Origin of the sequence: Alkalimonas collagenimarina, from assembly GCF_030717845.1 — a bacterium.
Taxonomy (GTDB): domain Bacteria; phylum Pseudomonadota; class Gammaproteobacteria; order Enterobacterales; family Alteromonadaceae; genus Alkalimonas; species Alkalimonas collagenimarina.
The window spans coordinates 1-25,363 of record NZ_JAUZVZ010000034.1 but is presented as its reverse complement, the minus strand read 5'-3'; the positions used below and the strand labels follow the sequence as shown (position 1 = coordinate 25,363).

Here is a 25,363-nt window from a genome sequence, read left to right as displayed (position 1 = left end):
GCTTGTAAGCGGGTTTTTTGTTGGGTGAATGATTTATCTGTAATTTAACGTCACTCTAGCCACGCTGGAATGGGTACACCGAGCCTAAGTGTAGGATCTTGGTGAGTTCATCCAGTGCAGTACGAGACTCCTGCAGCAGTTGCGGATCGGCCAGATCTGCTTCTGTGATTTCATCCCGATAGTGCTTATCAACCCATTGGTTTAACGTGCTAAATAGCTCATCTGTCAGCAGTACGTTCGGGTTGACGGCTTGACGCTCCTGCTCGCTCATGGCAACCCGTAAACGCAAGCAGGCAGGGCCACCACCATTACGCATGCTTTGTTTGACATCGTAATAATGCACTTGACGGATTGGGGTGCCACGGCCGGTCAGTTGCTCAAGATAACCAGCAACCTGAGCATTATCACGGCATTCAGTCGGAGCGATAATCGCCATTTCACCACTTGGTAGGGTGATGACCTGAGTGTTGAACAAGTACGATTTAATAGCATCTTCGACGCTGACTTCAGAGGTTTTCACTTCAACCAGGTGAAGTTCAGCGGCATTACCAAATTTACGTCTCAATTCATTCAGCTTTTGCTCTTTCTCAACAAAGGCTTGTTCATGGAAGAACAGCACATTTTGGTTGCCGACAGCAATAACATCATTGTGGAATACGCCCTGATCAATCACATCCGGGTTTTGTTGCATGTAGACGACGTGTTCATCCGATAAACCATGCAGCCGGGTGACCGCTTCGCAGGCTTCCAGCGTATGACGGGCCGGAAAACGCTTAGGAGCCGGTTTGTTGTTATCAAAGGCATAGCGTCCAAACACAAAGAGTTCGACGCCTCTGGCGCCATACTCGCTGCATAAGCGGGTATGGTTGGCTGCACCTTCATCACCAAAGTGATCATTGTCAGGTAGATGGCGATGATGCGCAAAGTGATTCGGATCGGCAAACATTGCTTGCAGGATACGCCCTGTGGTATCGGGCTCTAACGAACGGTGGAATTTATTCGTTAAGTTTGCCGGTGTGAAATGAATTTTACCATCCGCGGTATCAGCACTTGGCGAAATGGTTGCCGCATTGGCTGTCCACATGCTGGATGCAGAGCAGACGGCTCGCAGCACGGCTGGTGCTTGTTTCGCTGCCTTGCTGATGATATCGTGATCACTGCCTGTAAAACCAAGGCGACGTAATGTATAGACATCGGGCCGCTCTTGTGGCGCCAATACACCTTGTACCATGCCAAGCTCTTGCAAGGCTTTCATTTTCTGCAAGCCTTGTTTCGCTGCCTGACGCGGGCTTGAGGTGTCATTAGCATTGTTAAGTGAGGCAACATTGCCGACAGATAAACCGGCATAGTTGTGTGTTGGGCCTACCAGGCCGTCAAAATTTGCTTCGAAATACTTCATTTTTACTTTGTATCCTTCCGATTGGCTGGCTCTGTTATTTTTATTCGGCCATTTGGATTTGCTTTATTGGTTTGGTGAATAAATCACCAATGAGCTCAAAAAACAGAGCTTGACAGCATAATAATGAGTTTATGGGCTTGTCACAACTTCAGTTTGCAGATATACGTTAAAAAAGAAGTGTAGAATAGCGCAACAGCAAAAGGCTCTTAGGATTAAGATGGCGAAATCACTGGTAATTGTCGAGTCACCGGCAAAAGCAAAGACAATCAATAAATACTTAGGCAATAGTTTCATTGTCAAATCCAGTGTGGGGCACATTCGGGATTTACCCACCAGCTCGAACAAGGATAAAGCCAAGAAAGGCAAAGTGGATTTATCGAAAGAGCAAAAAGCATATCAGGCTCTGGTTGATCGCATGGGCATTGACCCGGCCAATGGCTGGAAGGCTCGCTATGAGATTTTGCCTGGTAAAGAGAAAGTCGTTAAAGAATTAAAAGCCCTGGCTGATAAAGCAGATATTGTTTATCTGGCAACGGATTTGGATAGGGAAGGAGAGGCTATAGCCTGGCATTTGCAGCAAATAATTGGTGGCGAACCGGAGCGTTTCAAGCGGGTGGTCTTCAATGAAATTACCAAAAATGCGATTCAGCAAGCCTTTGAAGAACCTGGTGTTGTGAATGTTGACCGGGTGAATGCACAACAAGCCCGCCGGTTTCTCGATCGTGTGGTCGGCTTTATGGTCTCGCCATTACTGTGGAAAAAAATCGCCCGTGGTTTGTCTGCAGGCCGGGTACAGTCGGTCGCCGTTCGACTTGTGGTTGAGCGCGAACGTGAGATCAAAGCGTTTAACCCAGAAGAGTACTGGACGGTTCAGGCAGATACACTGACGGCCGCGTCAGCTGCTTTACAGCTGGATGTCAGTAAACATCAGGGCAAGGCATTCCGTCCGGTCAATAAAACGCAGACGGACCAAGCACTGGCTGCTTTGCAGCAAAGTGATTACAAGGTTGCTAAACGCGAAGATAAGCCGAGTAGCAGTAAACCTCAGGCACCATTTATTACCTCGACATTGCAACAGGCGGCAAGCACCCGTCTGGGTTATGGTGTGAAAAAGACCATGATGATGGCGCAGCGCTTGTACGAAGCCGGTCATATCACTTACATGCGAACCGACTCGACTAACCTGAGTCAGGATGCCGTAGCGTCTTGCCGTGACTATATTGAAAGTCACTTTGGCAAAAAATACCTGCCTGAATCGCCAATTCGTTATGGTAGCAAAGACAATGCCCAGGAAGCTCACGAAGCGATCCGTCCATCTGAAGTGAATGTGACTGCAGGCACTCTGTCTGATATGGAAGCGGATGCGCGTAAGTTGTATGACTTGATCTGGCGCCAATTTGTTGCCTGTCAGATGCCGCCAGCGCTTTACGATGTCAGTACCATTACCGTTGAAGCCAGTGATTTTGAATTAAAAGCAAAAGGACGGGTGCTGCGCTTTGATGGGTGGACAAGGGTTCAGCCGCCACAAAAACGCAAAGGTGAGGAAGATAGCGTTCTGCCTGATGTGAAGCCTGGCGAGCTACTGCAGTTGCAGCAACTGTTGCCGCAACAGCATTTTACCAAGCCACCAGCCCGATTCAGTGAAGCCAGCTTGGTGAAAGAGTTGGAAAAGCGTGGCATTGGTCGGCCTTCAACCTATGCCTCTATTATTTCAACCATCCAGGACCGCGGCTACGTGCGTATAGAGAACAAACGCTTCTACGCCGAAAAAATGGGTGAAATCGTTACCGATCGATTGCGTGATAACTTTGAAGAGCTGATGAGCTTTGATTTTACTGCCAATATGGAATTAAAGCTTGATGATATCGCGCATGGTGAAACGTCATGGCGCCAAGTGCTTGACAGTTTTTATCTGGGCTTTTCAGATCAACTCAAAAAAGCGGAAGCGGATGAATCTGAAGGGGGCATGCGGGTCAATCAATTTGTGCTAACTGATATTGATTGCCCGACGTGTGGCCGTAAGATGGGTATTCGCACTGCTTCTACGGGCGTTTTTCTTGGTTGTTCTGGCTATCAGTTGCCCCCCAAAGAGCGCTGTACTACTACCATGAACCTGGTACCAGGCGATGAGGCAGTTGCTACAGTAGCTGACGAGGATGAGCAGGAAGCAGAAGTTCTCCGCCACAAGCGACGTTGTAGTAAGTGCGGTACCGCGATGGATTCATACTTGATTGATGAGCAGCGCAAATTGCACGTTTGTGGTAATAATCCAATTTGTGATGGTTTTGAGGTTGAGCAGGGTACTTTTAAGATCAAAGGGTACGATGGTCCGGTTATTGATTGTGATAAATGCGGCTCCGAAATGCAGTTAAAGTCAGGGCGTTTTGGCAAATACTTTGGCTGTACCAACAGTGAGTGTAAAAATACCCGTAAATTATTACGCAACGGAGAAGCAGCACCACCAAAAGAAGATCCGGTGCATCTGCCTGAGCTGAAGTGCGAGAAATCCGATGCCTATTTTGTGCTGCGTGATGGTGCTGCAGGTATTTTCTTAGCAGCATCTACCTTTCCTAAATCGCGGGAAACCAGAGCACCCTTAGTTGCTGAGCTGGCTAAGTTTAGAGAGCGGATCTCTCCAAAGTTTTATTATCTTGCCGATGCGCCACTGAAAGATAAAGAAGGCAATCCGACGGTTGTGCGCTGGAGCCGTAAGACCAAGCAACAGTATGTGATGACCGAGAAAGAGGGTAAAGCAACGGGCTGGGCAGCGTGGTATGAAAATGGCCGCTGGCAAGTCACAGAGAAAGGCAAGTAAGTGCTGCATAACAGCTGCTTAAGCTCATAATAAAAAAACCAGCGTTTATATCGCTGGTTTTTTATTCACAACTGGTTGTTTTATTTGCAAATAGTAAGTCTGCACGAAAGGTTAGGATGTCACCATTTACGTTTGGGAGCGAATAGCTCATCCAAATCTTTATTTTCTTGCTCTGCTTTTTTATCTCGATCGCGTTGATTACTATTTTTTAGTTCACCGGCAATCTCTTGAAGTGACTGCATCACTTCCGATTTTCTGCTGAGTACATAATCGTCAGGGTTGGGTGCGTTCTCTAATGCAGAAAGTGCCTTTTCAAAATACTGCCGAGCCGAGCCTAACATCTCAGAACCTCGCGCTTTCATGCCACGTTTAATCTGACTTTCCACATTAATTCGCAGTTGCAATCCTTCTAGTCGGCGGTCTTCTTGAACCACGACCTGCGTATCTACATTGCCGCGCGCATGCTCAGAACGTAAAATTAACCGTAGTTTTTTAATACCCTGAATGAGACCAATTAGTAGCTTGTCGTCATCCGGCAAGCTAATGCCTTCTGACATTGGTGCTTCAAGACTTTTGTCATCATAGGATTTTAAACGGCTTTGCGTTTCATTCAGGCGATTTTTGATATCGCGTGAGCTGGGTTCCAGCTCTACCATCGCTTTGAGCGTAAATGCGATTCGACGAAGTAACACCTGACTAATAGCGGGAGTCATAGGGACATTGGCAGCATTCATCAGAAGGTTTTCGGTGTCTTCCAGGGTGGTTCTGAGTTTACTAAACTCAGCCCGCTTTAAAGAGGCCATCCGATCACGATGCTGCTGCACCGCATTGACGATGACAGCAATCATGATCAAGGCTACAACCAAAATAATGATCAACGTTAATAACATCTACACCTCGAAAATATTCTGCTTTTCATTCACCACAATTCCAGCATTGGGTTAAGGTAGCAATAGTTGAAACATGCCACCACCAAAATCACCACCGTTATGGAGCGCAATCTGCCCTCTTTTTCCTTGATGTTGATGTGCATTAGCTATTAAGTGTGCAAAAAACAAGCCAAGGCCAGTATGTCCACGGCTTAATTCTGCTTTATTCATCAATTGTTCGCTGTTGATCAGCATGGCATCGGGGAAGCCAGAACCATCATCATGCACCTCAATGATCAATTGACCGCCTGTTTCGCGAGCGCGAATTAATAGCTTTTGTTGAGTATAGCGTATCGCATTGACCACACTGTCATTTAGCAAGTTGGTGATCAAATCTCTATCCAAAAACCAATGTAAATCATCATCACACTCCACACGGAACTCAATGTGCTTTTGCTCAATATACAGCTCGTTCTTGAGTTGAATTTCTTCAAAGATATCTTGCAGATAGAATTGATCAATTTGCAAAGGGAGTTGGTTTTTTTCCAATCGATACAACGACAGAAGCTGCAGTAAATTGCTATTGAGTCGATTGGCTTCATAATGTATTTTTGCCAGCTCCTGCTGCGACTCAGGGGCTTTGGTGCTTAATTCACTATGCATCAGCTCAATGGATTGCAAGAGCATGCACAGAGAGTTTTTCATATCATGAGCCGATGATGCTAACACAGAGGCAAAATCAATAGTGATAGGGGAGTGACTCATAAGCAACGCTCTTGATCGGATACACTTTTATGTAAAGTAATCGAAAAATCAGCTTTCGTATAGTGAATGCCTACTCTTTCCATGTTTTTTTAGCTACTATTGGTTATAGAACAACACAGTATCCTAAGTTTACTGGAATATCCAGCAGCTTACCCCCAGCTTTTTGACAGGGAATGACCCATGAAACTGCAGCAACTACGTTATATCGTTGAGGTGCTTAACCATAACCTGAACGTGTCTGCTACGGCTGAAAGTCTGTTTACATCGCAACCTGGCATCAGTAAGCAGGTTCGGATGCTAGAAGATGAACTCGGCATTCAAGTGTTTGGCCGCAGTGGAAAGCATTTAACTCATGTTACGCCAGCTGGGAAAGAGGTTATTGATATTGCTCAGCAAATTCTAGCTAAAGTGGAAAGTATCAAAGCAGTTGCTAAAGAGCATACCTTGCCTGATCAAGGCAAGCTGAATATTGCGACGACGCATACACAAGCTCGTTATGCTTTGCCACCGGTCATTGGTGGTTTCATTGAAAAGTATCCTAAGGTCACCTTGCACATGCATCAGGGCTCTCCACAGCAAATATCAGAGGCGGCCTCTCGCGGAGATGCGGACTTTGCCATTGCCACCGAAGCCATGCATTTGTATGGTGATTTGGTGATGCTGCCTTGTTATCACTGGAATCGCAGTATTATTGTGAAGCCTGACCATCCATTGGCTCAGTTGGACAGAAAATTGGCCGTCGAAGATATTGCTAAGTATTCTATTGTGACTTATGTGTTTGGTTTTACAGGGCGTTCTGAACTGGATCGTGCTTTTTCTGCTTGCGGTCTTGAACCGAAAATTGTCTTTACTGCCACAGATGCCGATGTACTCAAGACTTATGTCCGGCTTGGCTTGGGTGTAGGGGTGCTTGCAACTATGGCGGTGGATCCGAAACTCGATCATGATCTGGTGGCACTCGATGCCAGTCATTTGTTTGAGTCTTCGACGACTAAAATCGGTTTTAGAAAAGGCGCTTTTTTACGTAGTTATATGTATGACTTTATTCATCGTTTCGCACCGCATCTAACCAAAGACGTGGTCGAAAGGGCAAATTTATTGCGCAATCAGGATGAAATTGATGCCATGTTTGCCAGCTTTGACTTGCCCGTGATGTAATTTTATTCAAGTAGATGCTGAAACATCAGTGACTGCATAGCGGTACTTTATGTTTCAAGTACTAAGTTTTATACCAACATGGTAAAGCGCACTGCTTCTCGCAGTGACTGTCGGATGTCTTGCCGCCAATAAGTTTCAAGCCCTCGCTTTAATTCGCGCTGCTTGTAAATGCGTGGAAAACCAAGATTGTGAATTGTTATATGGACCTGTTTTTATTTGGACGGCTAGATGTTGATATGTCTATCCTTGCCGGTTATGATGGCGAGGCAAATAAAAAGATTTCTGCAACCTATTGAAGAAAATTCATAATGATTGAGTTAAAGCATTTACGCAGTGTGCAAGCACTTCGGGACACCGGTTCTATTAGCGAGGCAGCGAGCTTGTTGTGCCTGACTCAATCGGCGCTATCGCATCAATTAAAAGAGTTAGAGCACCGTTTAGGTCAAGTGCTGTTTGAGCGTAAAACGGCCCCTGTACAGTTTACTGGAGCAGGGGAGCTGTTATTGCAATTGGCTGCTCAGGTACTGCCTGCTATCCATCAGGCTGAGCAGCAATTAAAAGGGGGGGGCGATAAGGTACAGCAGTTGATTCGCTTTTGTGTTGAGTGCCATGCCTGTTACCACTGGTTATTGCCCTGCATTAAAGCATTTCAACAACAACAACCTACCGCCTTACTGGATTTTAGTGCCACCATAGAGCACAAAGCGATTGAAGCGATGGCACAAGGGCAGCTGGATTTGGTGGTGACCAGTGATCAACGCTTGCAGCAGCAAGTGCACTACCATTACTTATACCCGATGGAACTTCGTTTGCTGGTAAGTCCTGATCATGCGCTGGCCCAGCAAGCATGGATAGAGCCACATCAGTTACAGCGAGAAACCATATTTAGTTACCCACTACCACAGCAACGCCAGGATCTGTTTCGGTTTTTTCTGACGGATGCTGAGTTTCATGGGCAGATAAAATCGATTGCACAGGGTAGTCAGATTATTCAACAAGTCGCGGCAAATCTTGGAGTTGCCGTACTGCCAGGTTGGATGGCCGAGCCTTACCAGCAACAAGGCTTAGTAAGCACGATCTCATTAGGAAAGGAGGGGTTGTGGCGGCCTATGTATCTGGCTTATCGGCATGGTGATGTACATGAACCGAGCTATCTGACCTTGCTGCAGCTGTTGCGGCAGCATTTACCACAACAGCCATAGCAATGGAGCGTCAGTTATACCAAGCTGCCCCACAGATCATAGGCATCCGCCCGCTCAATATGTACCTGGACGACTGAGCCAGCAGTTAAGTGACTGGCACCATCGATATAGACCACTCCATCGATTTCAGGAGCATCTGCATAGCTGCGGCCAATAGCGCCTTCGGTTGTCACATCATCAATCAATATGGAAAGCTGCTGACCAACCTTGCGTTGTAGTCGAGCAGTACTAATGGTTTGCTGCTTTTGCATAAAGCGATGAAAGCGCTCTTCTTTAATTGCTTCCGGTACCGGGTCATCCAACTCATTGGCTTTTGCCCCTTCAATTGGGCTGTATTTAAAGCAGCCAACCCGATCCAACTGAGCTTCATCCAGCCAATCCAGCAGCAACTGGAAGTCTTCTTCGGTTTCACCGGGAAAGCCCACAATGAACGTGGAGCGAATGGTGAGGTCCGGACAAATCGCGCGCCACTTTTGGATCCGCTCTAAGGTACGCTCGGCCTGACCTGGGCGTTTCATCTTTTTTAGGATCCGGGGGCTGGCGTGTTGGAATGGAATATCCAGATATGGCAATAACTTGCCTTCGGCCATCAGTGGAATAATGTCATCGACATGCGGGTAGGGATAGACATAATGCAGACGAACCCAAATGCCAAGGGCGGTTAATGCCTGACACAGAGCCAGCATGTCCGTCTTGACCGGTTGCCCATTCCAGAAGCCGGTACGGTGTTTAACATCGACCCCGTAAGCACTGGTATCTTGTGAAATCACCAACAACTCTTTGACGCCAGCATTCTTCAGACGTTGTGCTTCATCCAGTACTTCGCCAATAGGGCGACTGACCAGATCGCCTCGCATGGAAGGAATAATGCAGAAGGTACAGCGATGGTTACAGCCTTCTGATATTTTTAAGTAGGCGTAATGCTTTGGTGTCAGTTTAACGCCATGATCGGGTACCAGCATGGTAAAAGGATCGTACTTAGGCTTGGGGATCACGCTGTGAACTTGCTTTAGAACATTTTCATAAGCATGTGGCCCAGTAATACCTAAGACATTCGGATGCACCTGGCGAATTTCATCTTCACGAGCACCCAAGCATCCGGTTACAATCACCTGACCATTTTCTGCCAGTGCTTCGCCGATGGTGTCCAATGACTCTTGTACAGCACTATCAATAAAGCCGCAGGTATTTACAATGACCAACTCGGCATCGTTGTAACTGGAAACAATTTGGTACCCATCACTCTTAAGCTGAGTCAGAATGCGCTCTGAGTCTACCAGGTTTTTAGGGCATCCTAAACTGACGAAACCGACTTTAGGCTGTGACATATGCGAATAACCACCACTGAACAAAGGGCGCACATTCTACTTGAATTCATCGGTTAAAACCAGCTGTACTCGGGCTATTCCTTATATTTACTGCGGCGCTGCAAATCAGATGATACAGCGGCAAAGCATACAAAAAAGGGGCTCAATGAGCCCCAAAGTGTACCAGGAAAAACACAACCGCGTTAGAAGTTGTAGGTATACCGCAAGGTATAGGTGGTTCCTAACCAATCATGGATCGAGCTGGCGTAGCCATCGGTTGGTGAGGAAGCATAAGGAGGGTTCTTGTCGGTCAGGTTACGAACAGCAAGCTGAACCCGGCCATGGTCACCAAAGTCATAACCCACATTGGCATTAAATACCAACCAGGCTTTGACGGTATTGTTGCCACCCCATTGGAAATCACCATCCCCCAAGCTACCTACGTAGTTAGCGGTTAAGCCAGCATTCCAGTTCTGGTAGCTCCAGTCGGTGCCGAAGTCAGCAACGAAATCAGGGCGTGCAATTTCATTGGCTCCGCTTAGCCGTCCCAGCAGATCTTGCGGCGCGCTGTCTTGAGTGATTTGGCGGGTATAGCTTAAGGTTCTGGTTGCGTTGGCAAAGAAGTTAAATTGACCATAATGGTTGGTTTGCAGGCGATAGTTCAGTTTTACATCGACACCATCGGTTTTTTGTTTACCGACGTTAAAGAAACCGGTGCGCAAGAAAACCAGATCGCCATCGGCGCTGACTACACAGCCAAAGCCTGGTAGCTCGGCCTCGCTACCTACGGTAGGTGCAGAGCCGCTCAAACAATTGCGCAAAGTGGTATTGGCATCAACATCGACAATGTCTTTGTGCTCGTAGTTCCAGTAATCAGCTGTCAACTGCAGGTTATCGGTTAGATTCCAGGAAAAACCAATATTGATGGCTTCAGAACTTTCTGCATTCAGATCCGGGTTACCGCGAGTTTCTTGATCAAAGCTGACTTCATCATCAAAGTTACCACATAAACCATCAAACTCTTCGCCTGGTCCGCAGTTGATATAACCAGTCGCCAGAGCGCGGCCTGCACCAAGCTGGGATAGTGAAGGGGCACGGAAACCGGTGCTCCATGATGCACGAACAATTAACGCATCTGTCGCACGCCAGCGCAGCGATAATTTTGGATTTACATCACCACCAAAATCGCTGTAATGATCATATCGAACGGCTGCGACAGCATCCAAATCATCGGTAATTGGCAGGTTGAACTCACCATAGAGAGCATACTGAGTGCGATCAGCCGCAGCATCACGAGCGCCTAAACCATAAACACCATCAGCTGCTGCGATAGGTGCTGGCGTATCTTTGATGTCTTCTGAGCGGAATTCACCACCAAAGACTGAGCTGACAAAACCAGCTGGCAGTTCAAATAGCTCACCTGAAATATTAAAATCGATGCTATAGGTTTCTGACTCGCCACGACGAGGGGCTTCGTTGCGTAAACCTGCCAGCGTGGCTTCGCTATTATCCCGACCTAAATTAAAGGGATCAAAGCTTTCGTTTGCAATGCCGGCCAGCACATCAGCGCGGGTAAAGTAACCGCGAATATGGCGTACTTCATTTTCAGTGCGGCCATAGGTTGCAGCCGTTTCCCAGAACCACTCACCAGCTTCACCACGTAAACCAGCCAACAAACGAAAGGATTCGGTGTCATAGGATTGCTGACGACGCTCCGGGAAGCGGGTTCGTACGATAATATTACCGCCAGACGCATTTAAATCTTGCACATAACCAGGCACCAAACTGGAGTCACCAGCAACGTCTACTGTATAAGCTGTAGCAGAGTCGTAGGCTGATCCTTTATTGCGTTGGTACATCCCTTCAGCAAACAGCTCAATGTTGTTATCCAATTGTTGTAAATGACTGAGCGTAACACCAAGATTTTCTGATTCAGGCTGGATGGCTCGTTCCATCACATAGTCATAACTACACTCAGTACCACCGCGTACCGTGTCATCACCACACCAGGTTTCCGGGAAGTTTGCACCGTCTATGCCAAGTGAAGTACGAAGTGCAAAGGTGACATCAATGGGGCGATCAGCATTAAACAGCGCATTACGATCTAAGTAATCTACTACCACTGTGGTATTGCTGTTTGCGGTATTAAAACCGCCCACATAGGTCAGATTGTAACGTGAGAAGTTGCTGCTTTTGGTATCATTGCCGTACATGGCAGAGATTTCATGGCCTTCAAAATCATCACGCAGAATGAAGTTAATCACCCCGGCAATGGCATCAGAACCATAGACTGAAGAAGCACCATCGGTCAGTACCTCTATGCGTTCAATTGCCGACATAGGGATGGTATTGACGTTAACAAATGAATCGGCACCATTGGCAAATGAGTCAACTGCTACACGACGGCCGTTGACCAGTACTAACGTAGAGCTGCTACCAAGGCCGCGCAAACTGACACCCGAAGAGCCGGCTGGCGCCCCTGAAGCGGTTGCTGTGGCACCATTTTCACTAAAGGTACCTGCACTTGAAGCTTGTGGCAGATCACGTAAAAAAGAACTGACACTGTCATAACCACGGTTTGAAAGATCTTCCCGACTAATCACTTGTACCGGGTTGGCACCTTCCATATCAACCCCTCTCAAACGAGAGCCGGTAATGGCGATGCGTTCAACGTTCTTCGCTTCTTCTTCAGTCACGCTTTCATTTGCGATGGCGCTATGCACACCAAGCAAGGCGCTCAAGGTGGCGATGGTAACTTTGCTCAATCCAGATTGGATAGTTTTCATGCTTCTTCCTCATTTTTGCATTATGCGTTGCCTTTTAAGGCAATCTAGTCGTAAAAAAATTGAGGCTGCATCAAGCAGGATGACAAGCTATTAAGCTTGAGCATAAACAAAATGGTTGAATCAAAAGCACACGACAATTGTAGGGCGGGAAATCAGCAACAAGTCGGTTTGCAATAATCACCACTGCTTGAAACAGCGGTATGGCTAATTATTGAACCATTCAGATAAGTAAAAGGGAGAGACAAAAGGAGCTGCATAACATGCAGCGGGGGCAGCGATGGCTGTCGGCATAATGCGCTCCTGTTGTTGATAAATTAGACTCGTCGTATAAATTCGCTCAAATGTTAATTGCTGTCAAGATCTTTTTCTCAACCTTGATATGAGCATCTGGTCATTAGTGGAAGCGAAGCCATGATGATGCTTGACAGAATGTCGATTCAAACGTACATTTCAAACGAACGTTTGAAACTGGAGGCTGTATTGTGAGCCGTCAACAAACCCAACAAAAAATCATGGATGCGGCTGAAAGCTTATTTGCGGAAACGGGCTTTAATGATACATCGCTTCGACAGATCACCAGTCAGGCTGATGTAAATTTGGCGGCAGTAAATTACCACTTTGGTTCAAAAAAAGCACTGATCCAAGCGGTATTGCAGCGTTACTTGCAAGTAGTTATGCCTCGGCTTAATGATGAGTTTGAACAATTACTGGCTCGGCAAAGTGCCACCCAGCTCATGGATGTGTTGGCCGTATTTGTTCGACCTTTGCTTGAGTTGAATCAAGTGAAGCCACAAGGTACCACCTTATTTTTGCAATTACTCGGGCGGGGCTATACTGATGCACAGGGACATTTACGTCGATTTATCAGTCAACACTACGGTTCTGTGCTGAATAAGTTTGTGTTGCTGGTGCAGCAATCCTGTCCGCGATTGGATGCAGCCGAGATTTTTTGGCGCTTACATTTTTCACTTGGCACCATTGTTTTTACCATGGCCTCAAGTGAAGCTCTGTTTGATATTGCTGAGGCTGATTTTCATGAACAATCCGATATCGAAAGTGTGATACGGCGCTTATTACCCTATTTAACCGCAGGTATTTCTGCAGACATCATTCGACCAGAGCAATTAGATACTCTGACGGATGCTTCGAACTAAGGACAAATCATGACTGTGTTATTGGTACTTATTATTGTAGTGGCGTTATTGATTGGTGTAACACCCATCCGCCGTACCCTTATTTCAGCTCCTGTATTTAAGGTATTTAAGAAAATCCTACCACCACTGTCAGAAACAGAGCAGCAGGCCATGGAAGCCGGCGATGTGTGGTGGGATGGCGAGTTATTTAAAGGAAAACCTGATTGGCAAAAACTGCACCAGTATCCAAAGCCAAAGCTAAACGATGATGAGCAAGCTTTTATGGATCAGCAAGTAGAAATCTTACTGGCCATGCTGGATGATTACGATATTGTGCAAAAAAAGCGGGACTTGCCTGAAGAAGTCTGGAGCTATCTGAAACAGGAAGGCTTCTTCGCCATGATCATTCCGAAAAGTTACGGCGGACGTGGTTTCTCGGCAATAGCTAATTCAACCATTGTCTCTAAAATTGCCAGCCGTAGTCTGACCGCAGCTGTTACCGTGATGGTGCCTAATTCGTTAGGGCCGGGCGAGTTGTTGATGCACTATGGAACCGAGCAGCAAAAAGATCACTGGTTACCTCGCTTGGCGGATGGCCGCGATGTGCCATGTTTTGCTTTAACCGGACCAGAAGCAGGCTCAGACGCAGGAGGGATCCCCGATCATGGTGTGGTTTGCCGTGGTGAGTTTGATGGGGAAGAAGTACTTGGCATCAAGCTGAACTGGGATAAGCGGTATATTACCTTGTCACCGGTAGCCACTGTGCTTGGATTAGCGTTTAAGTTGCACGATCCTGAAGGGTTAATCGGCGAAAAGAAGGATATCGGTATTACTTGTGCTTTGATCCCAACCTCACATCCTGGTGTTGAGATTGGCGACCGCCATTTCCCTATGGGCATGGCCTTTATGAACGGTACGACTTATGGCAAGGATGTGTTTATTCCGTTGGATTGGATTATTGGGGGGCCAGATTATGCCGGCCGTGGTTGGCGCATGTTGGTAGAGTGCTTGTCAGCGGGTCGTGGCATCTCATTACCAGCCTTGGCCACAGCGACAGGTCACTTGGCCAGCCGCATGACCGGTGCATACAGCTATGTGCGCCAGCAGTTTGGCCTATCGATTGGTAAGTTTGAAGGGGTTCAGGAGTCGTTTGGTCGTATTGGTGGTTTAACCTATGGCTTAGAGGCCATGCGGGTGATGACTGCAGGTGCTATTGATCTGAAGTTGAGTCCTGGCGTGGTCACGGCTATCGCAAAATACCATATGACAGAAATGTCGCGTACGATCCTAAATGATGCGTTTGATATTCATGCTGGCAGGGCCATTCAGCTGGGGCCAAAAAACTATTTGGCGCATGGATACATGGGAGTGCCTATTTCCATTACGGTGGAAGGGGCGAATATTCTGACCCGTAACCTGATGATTTTTGGTCAGGGTGCAACCCGATGCCACCCTTATGTTCTGGCGGAACTACAGGCAGCTGCCAACCCTGATGATGAGGAAGGTTTGCAGCAATTCGATAGTTTATTATTGAAGCACGTTGGTTTTGCTCTGGGTAATACCTTCAGTTGTTTATGGCAGGGGCTTACTGCTGCAGCTTTCAACCGTAGCCCTATGGCTGGTGAAACTGCTCGTTATTACAAGCAACTCAGCCGTATGAGCCGCGCACTGGCGTTAACAGCCGATATTTCGATGTTGATGCTGGGTGGTGACTTAAAACGCAAAGAGATGCTGTCTGCCCGTTTAGGCGATGTTCTCAGTCATTTGTATATGGCATCAGCAGTACTGAAGTTTTATGAAGACAATGGTCGCCAACAAGCTGACTTACCTTTTGTGCATTATAACCTGCAGCGTTCATTGGCCGAGATTGGCCGTGCCTTTGAAGGATTTTTTGCCAACTTCCCACAACGTGCCGTCGCGGTAGTGATGAAACGTTTGGTGTTTCCATTCGGTATGGGTTACAAAATGCCAGCGGATGATATCACTATGGATATTTGCGATGCGTTGTCCAAGCCTGGTGTGATCCGCGATCGCTTAACGCACCTCTGTTACATTGGTGAAGGGGAAAGTGACCCGACCGGTTTGATGGAACAAGCCTTTGTTGAGATGTATCAGGCTCAGCCGTTGCTAAAAAGTATTCTGTTGGCGCAGCGTGATGGCAAAATCAATCGTAAAGTTCCGATGGAGCAAGCCATCAGTGAAGCTGAGGCCGCCGAAATTATTACCGCAGAGCAGGCCGAACAGCTGTTGCATATGAATAAGCTTCGATTTGAGGCTATCAGCGTCGATAGCTTTAAGGCTGGTGAGCTCTAAGTATCATCGGCAATAAAAAAGGACCTTTCGGTCCTTTTTTATTGCTTAATTCACGAGCTACTTACCTTTGGCGATAATTTCCTGCGCCATAATATCGGCGACCAGATGGGTTGATTTTTGCTCTTCATCGGCACGCTGGAAGATATTCAACAAGGTATGATAAATCTCGTTCACCTTAGCCGTTGAGTCGTCAGCGTTGTAGCCCTCAGGACGCATTTCCATCGATACGTTGATAATACCACCGGCATTAATCACGTAATCAGGCGCATACAAAATGCCTCGTTCACGTAGCATGTCGCCATGGCGGCTTTTTTTCAGTTGGTTATTGGCACAACCTGCGACTACTTTGGCATTGAGCTGAGGAATGGTATCGTCATTGATGGTCGCACCTAAAGCACAGGGTGCATACACATCAACATCTTGCGCGTAAATCTCATCTAAACCTACCGGGGTAGCGCCGAACTGTTCAACAGCGCGCTGAATAGACTCTTGATTGATGTCCGTGACAAACAGCTTAGCGCCTTCTTTATGCAAATGCTCGCATAAATAATAACCAACACTGCCAAGCCCCTGAATCGCGACCTTGATACCCTTCAACGAGTCGACTCCGAACTGGTGTTTAGCTGCTGCGCGGATCCCTTGATAAGTACCCAAGGCAGTAAAAGGTGCTGGGTTGCCGCTCTTACCTTCTAAACCTGCTACATAGGGGGTTTCTTTATTGGCCATCATAATATCACCGGTGGTGATATTTACATCCTCGGCACTGTAGTAACTGCCACCCAAACGATGAATAAAGCGACCAAAGGCCCGAAATAAAGCTTCAGATTTAATCTGCTTGGCATCACCGATAATGACTGATTTACCTCCGCCCAGAGGTAAGCCTGCCAAGGCATTTTTATACGTCATGCCCTTAGATAAACGCAGTACATCCTGAATGGCATCGTCATCATTGGCGTAGTCCCATAACCGGCAACCGCCAACGGCAGGGCCTAAAGCGGTACTATGAACCGCAATAATAGCTTTTAAGCCAGTTGCCTTATCACTGCAAAATACCACTTGTTCGTGCTGATCAAACTCTGTGTGATTAAATACGGCCACGTTTATTCTCCGCTTGCATATAAATGAGCTGTCTGTGCATAGAACTGCATGCGTTAAGTGTTCTAGCAGACTAAAATTTGCGGTGCGAAATGTATCATTTCAGATCAGGTTACGCTATTTTTTTACTAAAAAAACATCTGGTCAGTCCAGATTGATTGTCGACAATAGCTTGCTTAGGTGAGCGGACAAAACCAACAGGACTTCACCACTATGTTGGCCATGCATAACAGGCTTGATTGTCGCGCCACGCTGACTTAGAGTGTTGGTTGGATTTTATATGAGTAGATGATAAGTCGTATGAGTAAAGAGTTAACCGAGCAAGAGCGCATCCAGTGGGTGCAATCTCAATTTCGTAAAGGCAATGAATATCTTGCCAGCAAAGGCATATTACCCGATCAGGTGGTCGTTCAGGAATCACGTTATCTGGCGCCATTGATCGCCGTATGGAAAATGAAAAGCCAAGATCGTCAAGAGTATTGGGTATTGACTGGTGACTTACCAACAGATCATATGGCAGTCAGCGTGGCACCCAACGCCAAAGAAGCAATTCGGGCTTTCTCACTAAATTGGCAGTTAAAAGCGCAGCAAATTCTTGACTCCGGCAGCACGGATAAGACACAAAAGGATTTTGCTAACTTGCTGATTTCTCGGGCGCATGGTTTGTATGATTTGTTTGATCACGATGAAATATGGCAGGCTCAGCCTGAGCACCCTTCAGCGTAAAGGGAAGCTTACAGAGTGTGGCTCTCACCGCACTCTGTTGCCTCTCAATAAGCTGCTTTACTCTTCGAAGTACCAATACCCCTGATTGATCAATTGGCTGATAAAATACAGTCGTTCAGGTGTATGCAAAAAGTGTCTTGCTTGTTCGATGGATAAGCGAGGATAGTCTGTTAGTAATTGTGCCGTTTCGGTTTCTTCAGGTGGTAACGGAAAACGATCGCCATGAATAAACAATTGCACATCAGCATCGGACTTCGCTTGAAAATAACTGCAGCGTAAACCGCCGAGGCGAGCAAGTACAGAGCCTTCCTCCAGATACTCCGCTATTTCATCCGGCTGGTAGTGAGGGTCAGGCTCTTGCTGATCCAATTCATGCTTTGGTTGGGTGATGTAGCTGCCAAACCATTCGCTGATCAACTGCTCATCATCCAGCAGTTGTTGCATCAGTTGCCGAATGGCGGCAACATCGTTCTGCTCAATCCGGCCTGACGATGCGTTAATCGTTCTGCTTTGATCGGTATAACGTTTGCCTTCCAACTGAAAATCCAGCATGTAGTCTGCCAAACCACCGATCAAGTCTTTTTGCGCCGGAGCGCGAAAGCCTACTGAGTAATTTAAGCTGGCTTCCAGCGACGTCCCTTCATGCGGACAGCCAGGTGGAATATACAAAATATCCCCTGGCTCCATTTCAACATCAATGCAGGCGTCAAAGTCGCTTACTTGCAGCAATCGAGGGTGAGGGCAGAACTGTTTTAGGCTAGCATCGGGCATACCTACACGCCAGCGACGTTTACCTTCACCTTGAATGATAAAGACATCGTATTGATCAAGATGAGCACCGACACCGCCACCAGGCGTGGAAAAGCTGACCATCAAGTCGTCGATACGCCAGTTGGGAATAAAGCGAAAGGCCTCCAGCAACTGCGCAGCATCAGGATGCCAGTGATCGACTGCCTGAACCAGTAAGGTCCAGTCTTTTTCGCCATACTGGTTAAAATCGTCGAAAGGCCCTTCATCAAGCTGCCAATTGGCGCCATCTTTTTTGATCAATCGTGCATCAACATTTTCTTCCAAAGCCAAACCCGCCAACTCATCTGCGGTTAATGGGTCGCTGAAATGACGAAAACCGCCCCGGATACAGAGCGGTTTTTTTTGCCAGTAGTCAGCGAGGAATTGTTCGATACTCAGTTCGTTCAGTTCCAGCGTGTACATGTTTATTCCTTTTAGCGGCTCAGGGTAGTTGTTCCACCAAGGCAATGGCGTCACCAATGTAACCGGCGGGGGTGAATTGCTTCATCATTGCTTTGCCTTCGGCTGGCATATCCAGACCTTCGATAAACGCATGCAGGTCAGCCGGAGTAATGCGCTTGCCACGCGTTAACTCTTTCAGTTTTTCATACGGCTTTTCAATACCGAATTTACGCATCACCGTTTGAACCGGTTCGGCCAACAGTTCCCAGTTGGCATCGAGCTCTGCCAGTAAGCTGGCTTCATTGACTTCCAGTTTGCTAATACCTTTTAAACTGGCTTGATAAGCAATTAGGGTATAGCCTACACCCATTCCCAGATTACGTAGGACGGTAGAGTCGGTCAGATCGCGCTGCCAGCGTGATAGAGGAAGCTTGGCTGCAAGGTGATCAAATATCGCATTGGCAATACCAAGGTTGCCCTCTGAGTTCTCAAAATCAATCGGATTGACTTTATGCGGCATAGTGGACGAGCCAATTTCACCTGCAACCGTCTTTTGCTTGAAGTGGCCTAAGGCAATATAGCCCCATACGTCGCGGTCAAAGTCGATCAAAATGGTGTTAAAGCGGGCAATGGCATCAAACAGCTCAGCAATGTAATCGTGAGGCTCAATTTGAGTGGTGTAGGGGTTCCAGTTCAAGCCAAGGCTAGTGACAAATTGCTCGGAAACCTGGTGCCAGTTCAGCTCAGGGTAAGCCGACAGGTGTGCGTTGTAATTACCAACGGCACCATTAAATTTACCAAGAATCTCCACCTTGGCGATTTGATCGCGTTGGCGCTTCAATCGCATATATACATTAGCCATCTCTTTACCCATGGTGGTAGGAGAAGCTGGCTGGCCGTGAGTACGAGCCATCATGGGCACAGTTTTGTATTGGATTGCCAGTTGCTTGATCGCATCCAACAGCTGGTCACAATAAGGCAAAATCACCAGCTGACGAGCATCTTGCAGCATCAATCCATGCGATAAGTTGTTGATATCTTCTGAAGTACAAGCAAAGTGGATAAACTCGGTAACTGCGTTAAGCTCGGCATTCTGAGCTACTTTTTCTTTTAACAGATACTCAACGGCTTTGACATCATGGTTGGTCGTGCGCTCAATCTCTTTGACACGCTCGGCGTCACTTACACTAAAATTGTCGACAATAGCATTCAGTAGCTGATTAGCGGAGTCACTTAGTGCAGGAACTTCAGCGATGCCAGCAATACTTGCCATCTGTTGTAACCAGCGAACTTCAACAGTCACCCGGTATTTAATTAAGCCAAACTCGCTGAAAAATTCACGAAGTTCAGTGGTTTTACTGCCATAACGGCCATCAACCGGTGATAAAGCGGTCAGTGCGTTCAGTTCCATGTCGGCTCCTCAGGTAAACGCCAGTGTAATCGAAAAAATCATCAATAAAGGGGGTGGATATCAGGTATCAGTATCCGGCAATCTGTTCAAGGTCTGTTTGGCTTCGTGCACCAGTTGCTTGCGTTTAAAAAGCAAATGCAATCGACTACCACCTGCCTGGCGCCATAACACGGCAGCGCGCACTGCAGCCAGTAGTAAAGCCCGTACCTTATGCTGCACATGAGTTTGCTTTAATAACTCAGGCTGGCCAGCGACCTGAATACGAGTACCCAGCGTGCTAATGCACTCAATGTAGATATCGGCCAGACTGGCGAGCATGGTATCGTCACTGATGGAGAAGTGTTCCAGTTGGCGCGCCAGCTGTTGCAAACGCTTGCCCAAGGCGGCCATATTAGAGCCACTTTTACTCAGTCGTTTTTCCAACGCCAACACTGCTACCGCATAACGGGTAACTTCCACATCCTTATTCGGGTTATCACCAAGCTGTTGCAACAGTACTTTGTAGCCGGTCTGCAATGTTGTGAGCGAGCCGCCATAAATGTCTTCTGGGGTTTCTGCTTCTAAAATAGCAACACTGCTAAGTATCGTGTCGAGTTCATGCTGATCAACATCAGTCGTTTTAGCGACTGCTTTGACCAGTGTCAGTGCCTGACATATCGCTGCCAGTGCCATGGTTTGTGTGGTTATACTTGGTTGCATAATAGATTAATTCAAAGCCTTATCGATAATACCACCACCCAGACAATGCTCATTCAGATAAAAAACGGCAGATTGACCCGGAGTGACCGCTTTTTGTGGAGATGCAAAATCTACCTGCAACTCACCATTTGCCATGGGCGTGATGGTGCAGGGAATATCTTGTTGGCGATAACGAGTTTTTACTGTGCACTCAATGGCGTGCTTTGGCCCATGGCGATCGACCCAGTCCAATTGACTGGCGATCAACCCTTTGGCGAACAGGCTGGGATGATCAGCTCCTTGCACCACCAATAAACGATTGTTGATTACATCTTTGCCCGCGACATACCATGGGTCTTCATTGCTGTTTTTCAAGCCACCAATGCCAAGCCCTTTGCGCTGACCAAGCGTATGGTACATTAAGCCTTCATGTTGGCCGATCACGTCACCTTCAGGAGTGACGATATCACCGGGTTGTGCTGGCAAATAGCGTTGCAGGAAGTCTTTGAATTTACGCTCACCGATAAAACAAATACCCGTGCTGTCTTTTTTATCATGAGTAATAAAGCCCTGTTGTTCGGCGATGGCGCGGACTTCATGCTTTTCCAGCTCACCGACCGGGAACAGAGTTTGCGCCACATGTTGTTCGCTCAAGGTATAAAGAAAGTAGCTTTGATCTTTGTTTTGGTCGAGGCCACGTAGTAGCTGGAAGTGACCATTTTGCTCACGGCGGCGGACATAGTGACCCGTGGCGATGAAGTCGGCTTGCAGGGCTTCGGCGGCAAACTCAAGGAAGGCTTTAAACTTGATTTCCTTGTTGCACATAATGTCTGGGTTTGGCGTACGACCTGCTTTGTACTCGGCCAAAAAGTACTCAAATACATGATCCCAATACTCTGCAGCAAAATTGACCTTGTGCAGCTTAATACCCAGTTGGTCGCAGACTTGCTGGGCATCGGCCATATCTTCGGCTGCAGCACAGTATTCGTCATTGTCGTCTTCTTCCCAGTTTTTCATAAAGAGGCCTTCCACTTGGTAGCCTTGCTGCAACAGCAGATAGGCAGACACCGAGGAATCAACACCGCCGGACATACCGACAATCACTTTATGGGAACTTGGAGCAGACATGGCACCCTTGACTATAACTGAGAAAAAATTGGCCCGGATTATAGCATTATTTTCTGGCTATCACACCTGAAACCCGCTGCTTAAGAGCATTAAACCCGACGCTTGGTTGCAATCGACAATTGCTGCAGAGCGGCGTTGCCATCTAAAGGGCGATATTGGCCTGGTAGCAAACTTTCCAGTGTCCATGGCCCAATGGCATAACGAATTAACCGAAGGGTAGGGAAGCCAACCGCAGCCGTCATACGTCGCACCTGACGATTGCGGCCCTCAGAGATGGTAAGCTCCAACCAACTGGTTGGAATATGCTGACGTTGACGAATAGGCGGCGTACGAGGCCAGATGGCCGGTTCAGCCATAGCGCGCGCTTCGGCAGGTTGAGTCATACCATCGTTAAGATGAACACCACTGCAAAGCTGTTGCAATGCTGCTTGGTCGATAGCACCCTCTACCTGCACCCAGTAGGTTTTCGCTAGTTTGTGTTTGGGATCGCTAATGCGGTGTTGCAGCCCGCCATGATTGGTCAGCAGTAGCAGGCCCTCACTGTCGAAATCGAGCCGGCCCGCGGCATAAATCGACGGAATATCGATAAAATCAGCCAGAGTGGCGCGCTGCTTTGGGCTTTGATCGGTAAACTGGCATAGCACCTGAAAGGGTTTATTGACAGCAAACAACAGCGGGGTTTCGACCTTGGTCGTGTTGACTTTTTTACGGTTGGCTTTATGGTTCATGCATGTAGCGTGCGGTGATAGATGCTGCAAGCCTAGCATGGAAGCTTGTTATCAACAAAAAACTGTTTTTGTTGTAGCATGATGACACCCTATCAAAGCATGAACTCGCAAAAGGGCGCAATCATGCGCCCCTACGAACATGACCGGAAACTAGGCGAGGCGTTGGCGAGCTGTTATAATCTTTCGCGCTTCTTTCTATACCTATCCGGCTGAAACCTGACAAACACCCTGGCAGGTGCATGCTTCAGCCGGATAGGTATAACCATACTTAGCAGTCATCACAGCGTTTTAAACGTGATAGGGACGCGCCCGAACTGCATTAATGTGATCCAATCTATAGGAATGATTATGTCGACAGAACACTCTACAATTATTTATACGGAAACCGATGAAGCACCGGCACTGGCCACGTATTCATTATTGCCAATTATTCAGGCATTTACCAAAGCTGCTGGTGTGGCGGTTGAAACACGTGATATCTCGTTATCTGGCCGTATTATTGCTAGTTTCCCGGAGTTTCTGACTGAACAGCAACGTATTGCTGATGCTTTAACGGAATTAGGTGAGTTGGCAAAAACCCCGCACGCTAATATCATTAAATTACCCAATATTAGTGCTTCTATTCCGCAGTTAAAAGCCGCCATTAAAGAGTTGCAGGAACAAGGCTATGCCTTACCAGATTATCCTTCTGAAGCGAAAACAGAGCAAGAGCAGGACATCAAAGCACGTTACGACAAGATTAAAGGTAGTGCAGTAAACCCGGTATTGCGTGAAGGCAACTCCGATCGCCGTGCGCCGGTTTCTGTAAAAAACTATGCCAAAAAACACCCGCACAAAATGGGAGTTTGGAGCAAGGATTCTAAGTCGCATGTGGCGCACATGGAGGATGGCGATTTCTTTAGCAGTGAGCAGTCCACCACCTTTGCAGCGGCAGACGATTTAAAAATTGTCCTGAATGCTAATGGCAAGCAGCAGGTGCTTAAGGCAAGTGTTCCTGTACTCGCAGGTGAAGTGGTCGATGCTGCAGTGATGAGCAAAAAAGCGTTGTGTGCTTTCTTTGAAAAAGAAACGGCGGCCGCGAAAGCTGAAGGTGTTCTTTTATCATTGCATTTAAAAGCCACCATGATGAAAGTATCGGACCCGATTATGTTTGGTCATGCGGTACGGGTATATTTTAAAGATGTATTTGCCAAGCATGCCGATACCTTTGCTGAGCTTGAAGTTGATCCAAGCAACGGTTTTGGTGATGTGGTTGCGAAGATTGCGCAACTGGATGATACCAAGCGTGCTGAAATTGAAGCCGACATTCAGGCGGTGTACCAGCAGCAACCGGCCATGGCGATGGTGAATTCCGACAAAGGCATCACCAACTTGCATGTACCAAGCGATATCATTATTGATGCGTCAATGCCTGCCATGATCCGTGAGTCAGGCCAAATGTGGGGGCCGGATGGTTCTTTACAAGATGCCAAAGCCATGATTCCCGACCGTTGCTATGCTGGTGTGTATCAAGAGACCATCGCTTTTTGTAAAGAGCATGGTGCTTTTGACCCATCGACCATGGGCACAGTGCCCAATGTTGGTTTAATGGCGCAAAAAGCCGAAGAATATGGTTCGCATGATAAAACTTTTGAAATACCTGCCGATGGCGAAGTTCAGGTACTGAACCAAGCCGGAGAGGTGGTGTTTGAACATTCTGTTGAGCAGGGTGATATCTGGCGTATGTGTCAGGTCAAAGATGCGCCTATTCGTGATTGGGTCAAACTGGCGGTCAATCGTGCCCGTTTAAGCAATACCCCGGCGGTGTTCTGGCTTGATAGCGAGCGGGCACATGACAGCGAATTAATTAGCAAAGTGGAAACGTATTTGCAAGAGCAGGATACCGATGGCTTAGAGCTGCATATCCTGTCACCGGTCGATGCAACTCGTTTCACCTTGGCACGTGTTAAAGCGGGGCAAGATACCATTTCAGTCACAGGGAACGTACTGCGTGACTATTTGACCGATTTATTCCCAATCCTTGAATTGGGTACTAGTGCCAAGATGTTATCCATTGTGCCATTAATGAACGGTGGTGGTTTGTTTGAAACCGGTGCTGGTGGTTCAGCGCCTAAGCATGTCCAGCAGTTGGTGGCAGAGAACCATCTGCGTTGGGATTCTCTTGGCGAGTTTTTAGCCCTGGCGGCATCATTGGAGCATTTAAGTCGTGCCACCAACAATCCGCGTGCTCAAGTGCTGGCAGATACCTTGGATCAAGCAACGGCTAAGTTTCTTGAAACCAATAAATCACCATCACGCAAAGTGAAAGAGCTCGATAACCGTGGCAGCCACTTTTACCTGGGCATGTACTGGGCTGAAGCCTTAGCAAAGCAAAATAAAGATGCTGAGCTGCAGCAGCGTTTTGGCAAGTTAGCAGAGGCCCTGACGGCCCGGGAAGAGCTGATTGTTCGCGAGCTAAATGATGCTCAAGGCCCTGCGGTTGATATTGGTGGTTATTACCGGCCAAATAAAGCAGCAGTGGATAAAGTGATGCGACCAAGCAGAACGTTAAATGAAGTGCTGGCATCACTGTAAATGGTTTTACTCGAGGATGCAGCGCATGAACTTATGCGCTCTCTGAGAGAAGCAATAAAAACAGCAGGCACTTTACAGTGCCTGC

The 25,363-nt window shown here is 47.3% G+C and carries 19 protein-coding genes; 7 read left to right on the top strand and 12 right to left on the bottom strand.

Annotated elements, in window-relative coordinates:
* Nucleotides 1-55 precede the first annotated feature (55 nt).
* On the bottom strand, nt 56-1,399 hold the full coding sequence (astB, locus tag Q3O60_RS16670; protein ID WP_305895066.1) for an N-succinylarginine dihydrolase: 1,344 nt from the start codon (nt 1,397-1,399) through the stop codon (nt 56-58).
* A gap of 217 nt (nt 1,400-1,616) precedes the next feature.
* Here astB and topA point away from each other — a divergent pair, with 217 nt between their 5' ends.
* A complete protein-coding gene (topA, locus tag Q3O60_RS16665) occupies nt 1,617-4,214 on the top strand; it encodes a type I DNA topoisomerase (RefSeq protein WP_305895065.1) in 2,598 nt (865 codons plus the stop codon).
* Between the two features lie 119 nt (nt 4,215-4,333).
* On the opposite strand, the gene Q3O60_RS16660 is transcribed toward topA, so the two are convergent.
* Together Q3O60_RS16660 and Q3O60_RS16655 are read right to left on the bottom strand one after the other, a co-directional pair.
* The gene (locus Q3O60_RS16660) at nt 4,334-5,104 is read right to left on the bottom strand and encodes a hypothetical protein (protein WP_305895064.1); all 771 of its coding nucleotides are present in this window, start codon (nt 5,102-5,104) and stop codon (nt 4,334-4,336) included.
* Between the two features lie 51 nt (nt 5,105-5,155).
* Nucleotides 5,156-5,848 (bottom strand): sensor histidine kinase, encoded by a 693-nt coding sequence (locus Q3O60_RS16655; RefSeq protein WP_305895063.1) that lies wholly within the window; start codon nt 5,846-5,848, stop codon nt 5,156-5,158.
* Nucleotides 5,849-6,028: 180 nt separating this feature from the next.
* On the opposite strand from Q3O60_RS16655, the gene cysB reads away from it, so the two are divergent.
* On the top strand, nt 6,029-7,006 hold the full coding sequence (gene cysB, locus Q3O60_RS16650) for an HTH-type transcriptional regulator CysB (protein ID WP_305895062.1): 978 nt from the start codon (nt 6,029-6,031) through the stop codon (nt 7,004-7,006).
* 68 nt (nt 7,007-7,074) lie between these two features.
* Here the strand turns inward: cysB and Q3O60_RS17725 are convergent, their stop codons facing one another.
* Nucleotides 7,075-7,200, bottom strand: a complete 126-nt coding sequence (locus tag Q3O60_RS17725) for a hypothetical protein (protein WP_369812684.1) — start codon at nt 7,198-7,200, stop codon at nt 7,075-7,077.
* Between the two features lie 114 nt (nt 7,201-7,314).
* Here Q3O60_RS17725 and Q3O60_RS16645 point away from each other — a divergent pair, with 114 nt between their 5' ends.
* Nucleotides 7,315-8,208: a LysR substrate-binding domain-containing protein gene (locus Q3O60_RS16645; RefSeq protein ID WP_305895061.1), complete on the top strand. Its 894-nt coding sequence runs from the start codon at nt 7,315-7,317 to the stop codon at nt 8,206-8,208.
* Nucleotides 8,209-8,222: 14 nt separating this feature from the next.
* Here the strand turns inward: Q3O60_RS16645 and rimO are convergent, their stop codons facing one another.
* Complete coding sequence (gene rimO / locus Q3O60_RS16640) at nt 8,223-9,536, bottom strand: 30S ribosomal protein S12 methylthiotransferase RimO (RefSeq protein WP_305895060.1); 1,314 nt, start codon at nt 9,534-9,536, stop codon at nt 8,223-8,225.
* 182 nt (nt 9,537-9,718) lie between these two features.
* Nucleotides 9,719-12,301 (bottom strand): TonB-dependent receptor, encoded by a 2,583-nt coding sequence (locus Q3O60_RS16635; protein WP_305895059.1) that lies wholly within the window; start codon nt 12,299-12,301, stop codon nt 9,719-9,721.
* Between the two features lie 479 nt (nt 12,302-12,780).
* On the opposite strand from Q3O60_RS16635, the gene psrA reads away from it, so the two are divergent.
* Entirely contained in the window at nt 12,781-13,455 is a 675-nt protein-coding gene (psrA, locus tag Q3O60_RS16630; protein ID WP_305895068.1) for a TetR family transcriptional repressor PsrA, read from the top strand.
* Nucleotides 13,456-13,461: 6 nt separating this feature from the next.
* A complete protein-coding gene (locus Q3O60_RS16625; RefSeq protein WP_305895067.1) occupies nt 13,462-15,747 on the top strand; it encodes an acyl-CoA dehydrogenase in 2,286 nt (761 codons plus the stop codon).
* 57 nt (nt 15,748-15,804) lie between these two features.
* On the opposite strand, the gene Q3O60_RS16620 is transcribed toward Q3O60_RS16625, so the two are convergent.
* A complete protein-coding gene (locus Q3O60_RS16620; RefSeq protein ID WP_305895058.1) occupies nt 15,805-16,845 on the bottom strand; it encodes a Leu/Phe/Val dehydrogenase in 1,041 nt (346 codons plus the stop codon).
* Between the two features lie 297 nt (nt 16,846-17,142).
* On the opposite strand from Q3O60_RS16620, the gene Q3O60_RS16615 reads away from it, so the two are divergent.
* A complete protein-coding gene (locus tag Q3O60_RS16615) occupies nt 17,143-17,568 on the top strand; it encodes a DUF4826 family protein (RefSeq protein WP_305895057.1) in 426 nt (141 codons plus the stop codon).
* A gap of 57 nt (nt 17,569-17,625) precedes the next feature.
* Here Q3O60_RS16615 and Q3O60_RS16610 read toward each other — a convergent pair whose 3' ends face one another.
* The 5 genes from Q3O60_RS16610 to Q3O60_RS16590 form a co-directional block, all read right to left on the bottom strand.
* Nucleotides 17,626-18,780, bottom strand: a complete 1,155-nt coding sequence (locus tag Q3O60_RS16610; protein WP_305895056.1) for a ribosomal protein uL16 3-hydroxylase — start codon at nt 18,778-18,780, stop codon at nt 17,626-17,628.
* Nucleotides 18,781-18,799: 19 nt separating this feature from the next.
* On the bottom strand, nt 18,800-20,170 hold the full coding sequence (gene purB, locus Q3O60_RS16605) for an adenylosuccinate lyase (RefSeq protein ID WP_305895055.1): 1,371 nt from the start codon (nt 20,168-20,170) through the stop codon (nt 18,800-18,802).
* 60 nt (nt 20,171-20,230) lie between these two features.
* A complete protein-coding gene (gene hflD, locus Q3O60_RS16600; protein WP_305895054.1) occupies nt 20,231-20,869 on the bottom strand; it encodes a high frequency lysogenization protein HflD in 639 nt (212 codons plus the stop codon).
* 6 nt (nt 20,870-20,875) lie between these two features.
* A complete protein-coding gene (gene mnmA / locus Q3O60_RS16595) occupies nt 20,876-21,976 on the bottom strand; it encodes a tRNA 2-thiouridine(34) synthase MnmA (protein ID WP_305895053.1) in 1,101 nt (366 codons plus the stop codon).
* 89 nt (nt 21,977-22,065) lie between these two features.
* Nucleotides 22,066-22,704 carry a pseudouridine synthase gene (locus Q3O60_RS16590; protein ID WP_305895052.1) on the bottom strand — a complete coding sequence of 213 codons (639 nt, stop codon included), beginning with the start codon at nt 22,702-22,704 and terminating at the stop codon, nt 22,066-22,068.
* Nucleotides 22,705-23,052: 348 nt separating this feature from the next.
* On the opposite strand from Q3O60_RS16590, the gene Q3O60_RS16585 reads away from it, so the two are divergent.
* The gene (locus Q3O60_RS16585; RefSeq protein ID WP_305895051.1) at nt 23,053-25,278 is read left to right on the top strand and encodes an NADP-dependent isocitrate dehydrogenase; all 2,226 of its coding nucleotides are present in this window, start codon (nt 23,053-23,055) and stop codon (nt 25,276-25,278) included.
* The last annotated feature ends 85 nt before the right edge of the window (nt 25,279-25,363 follow it).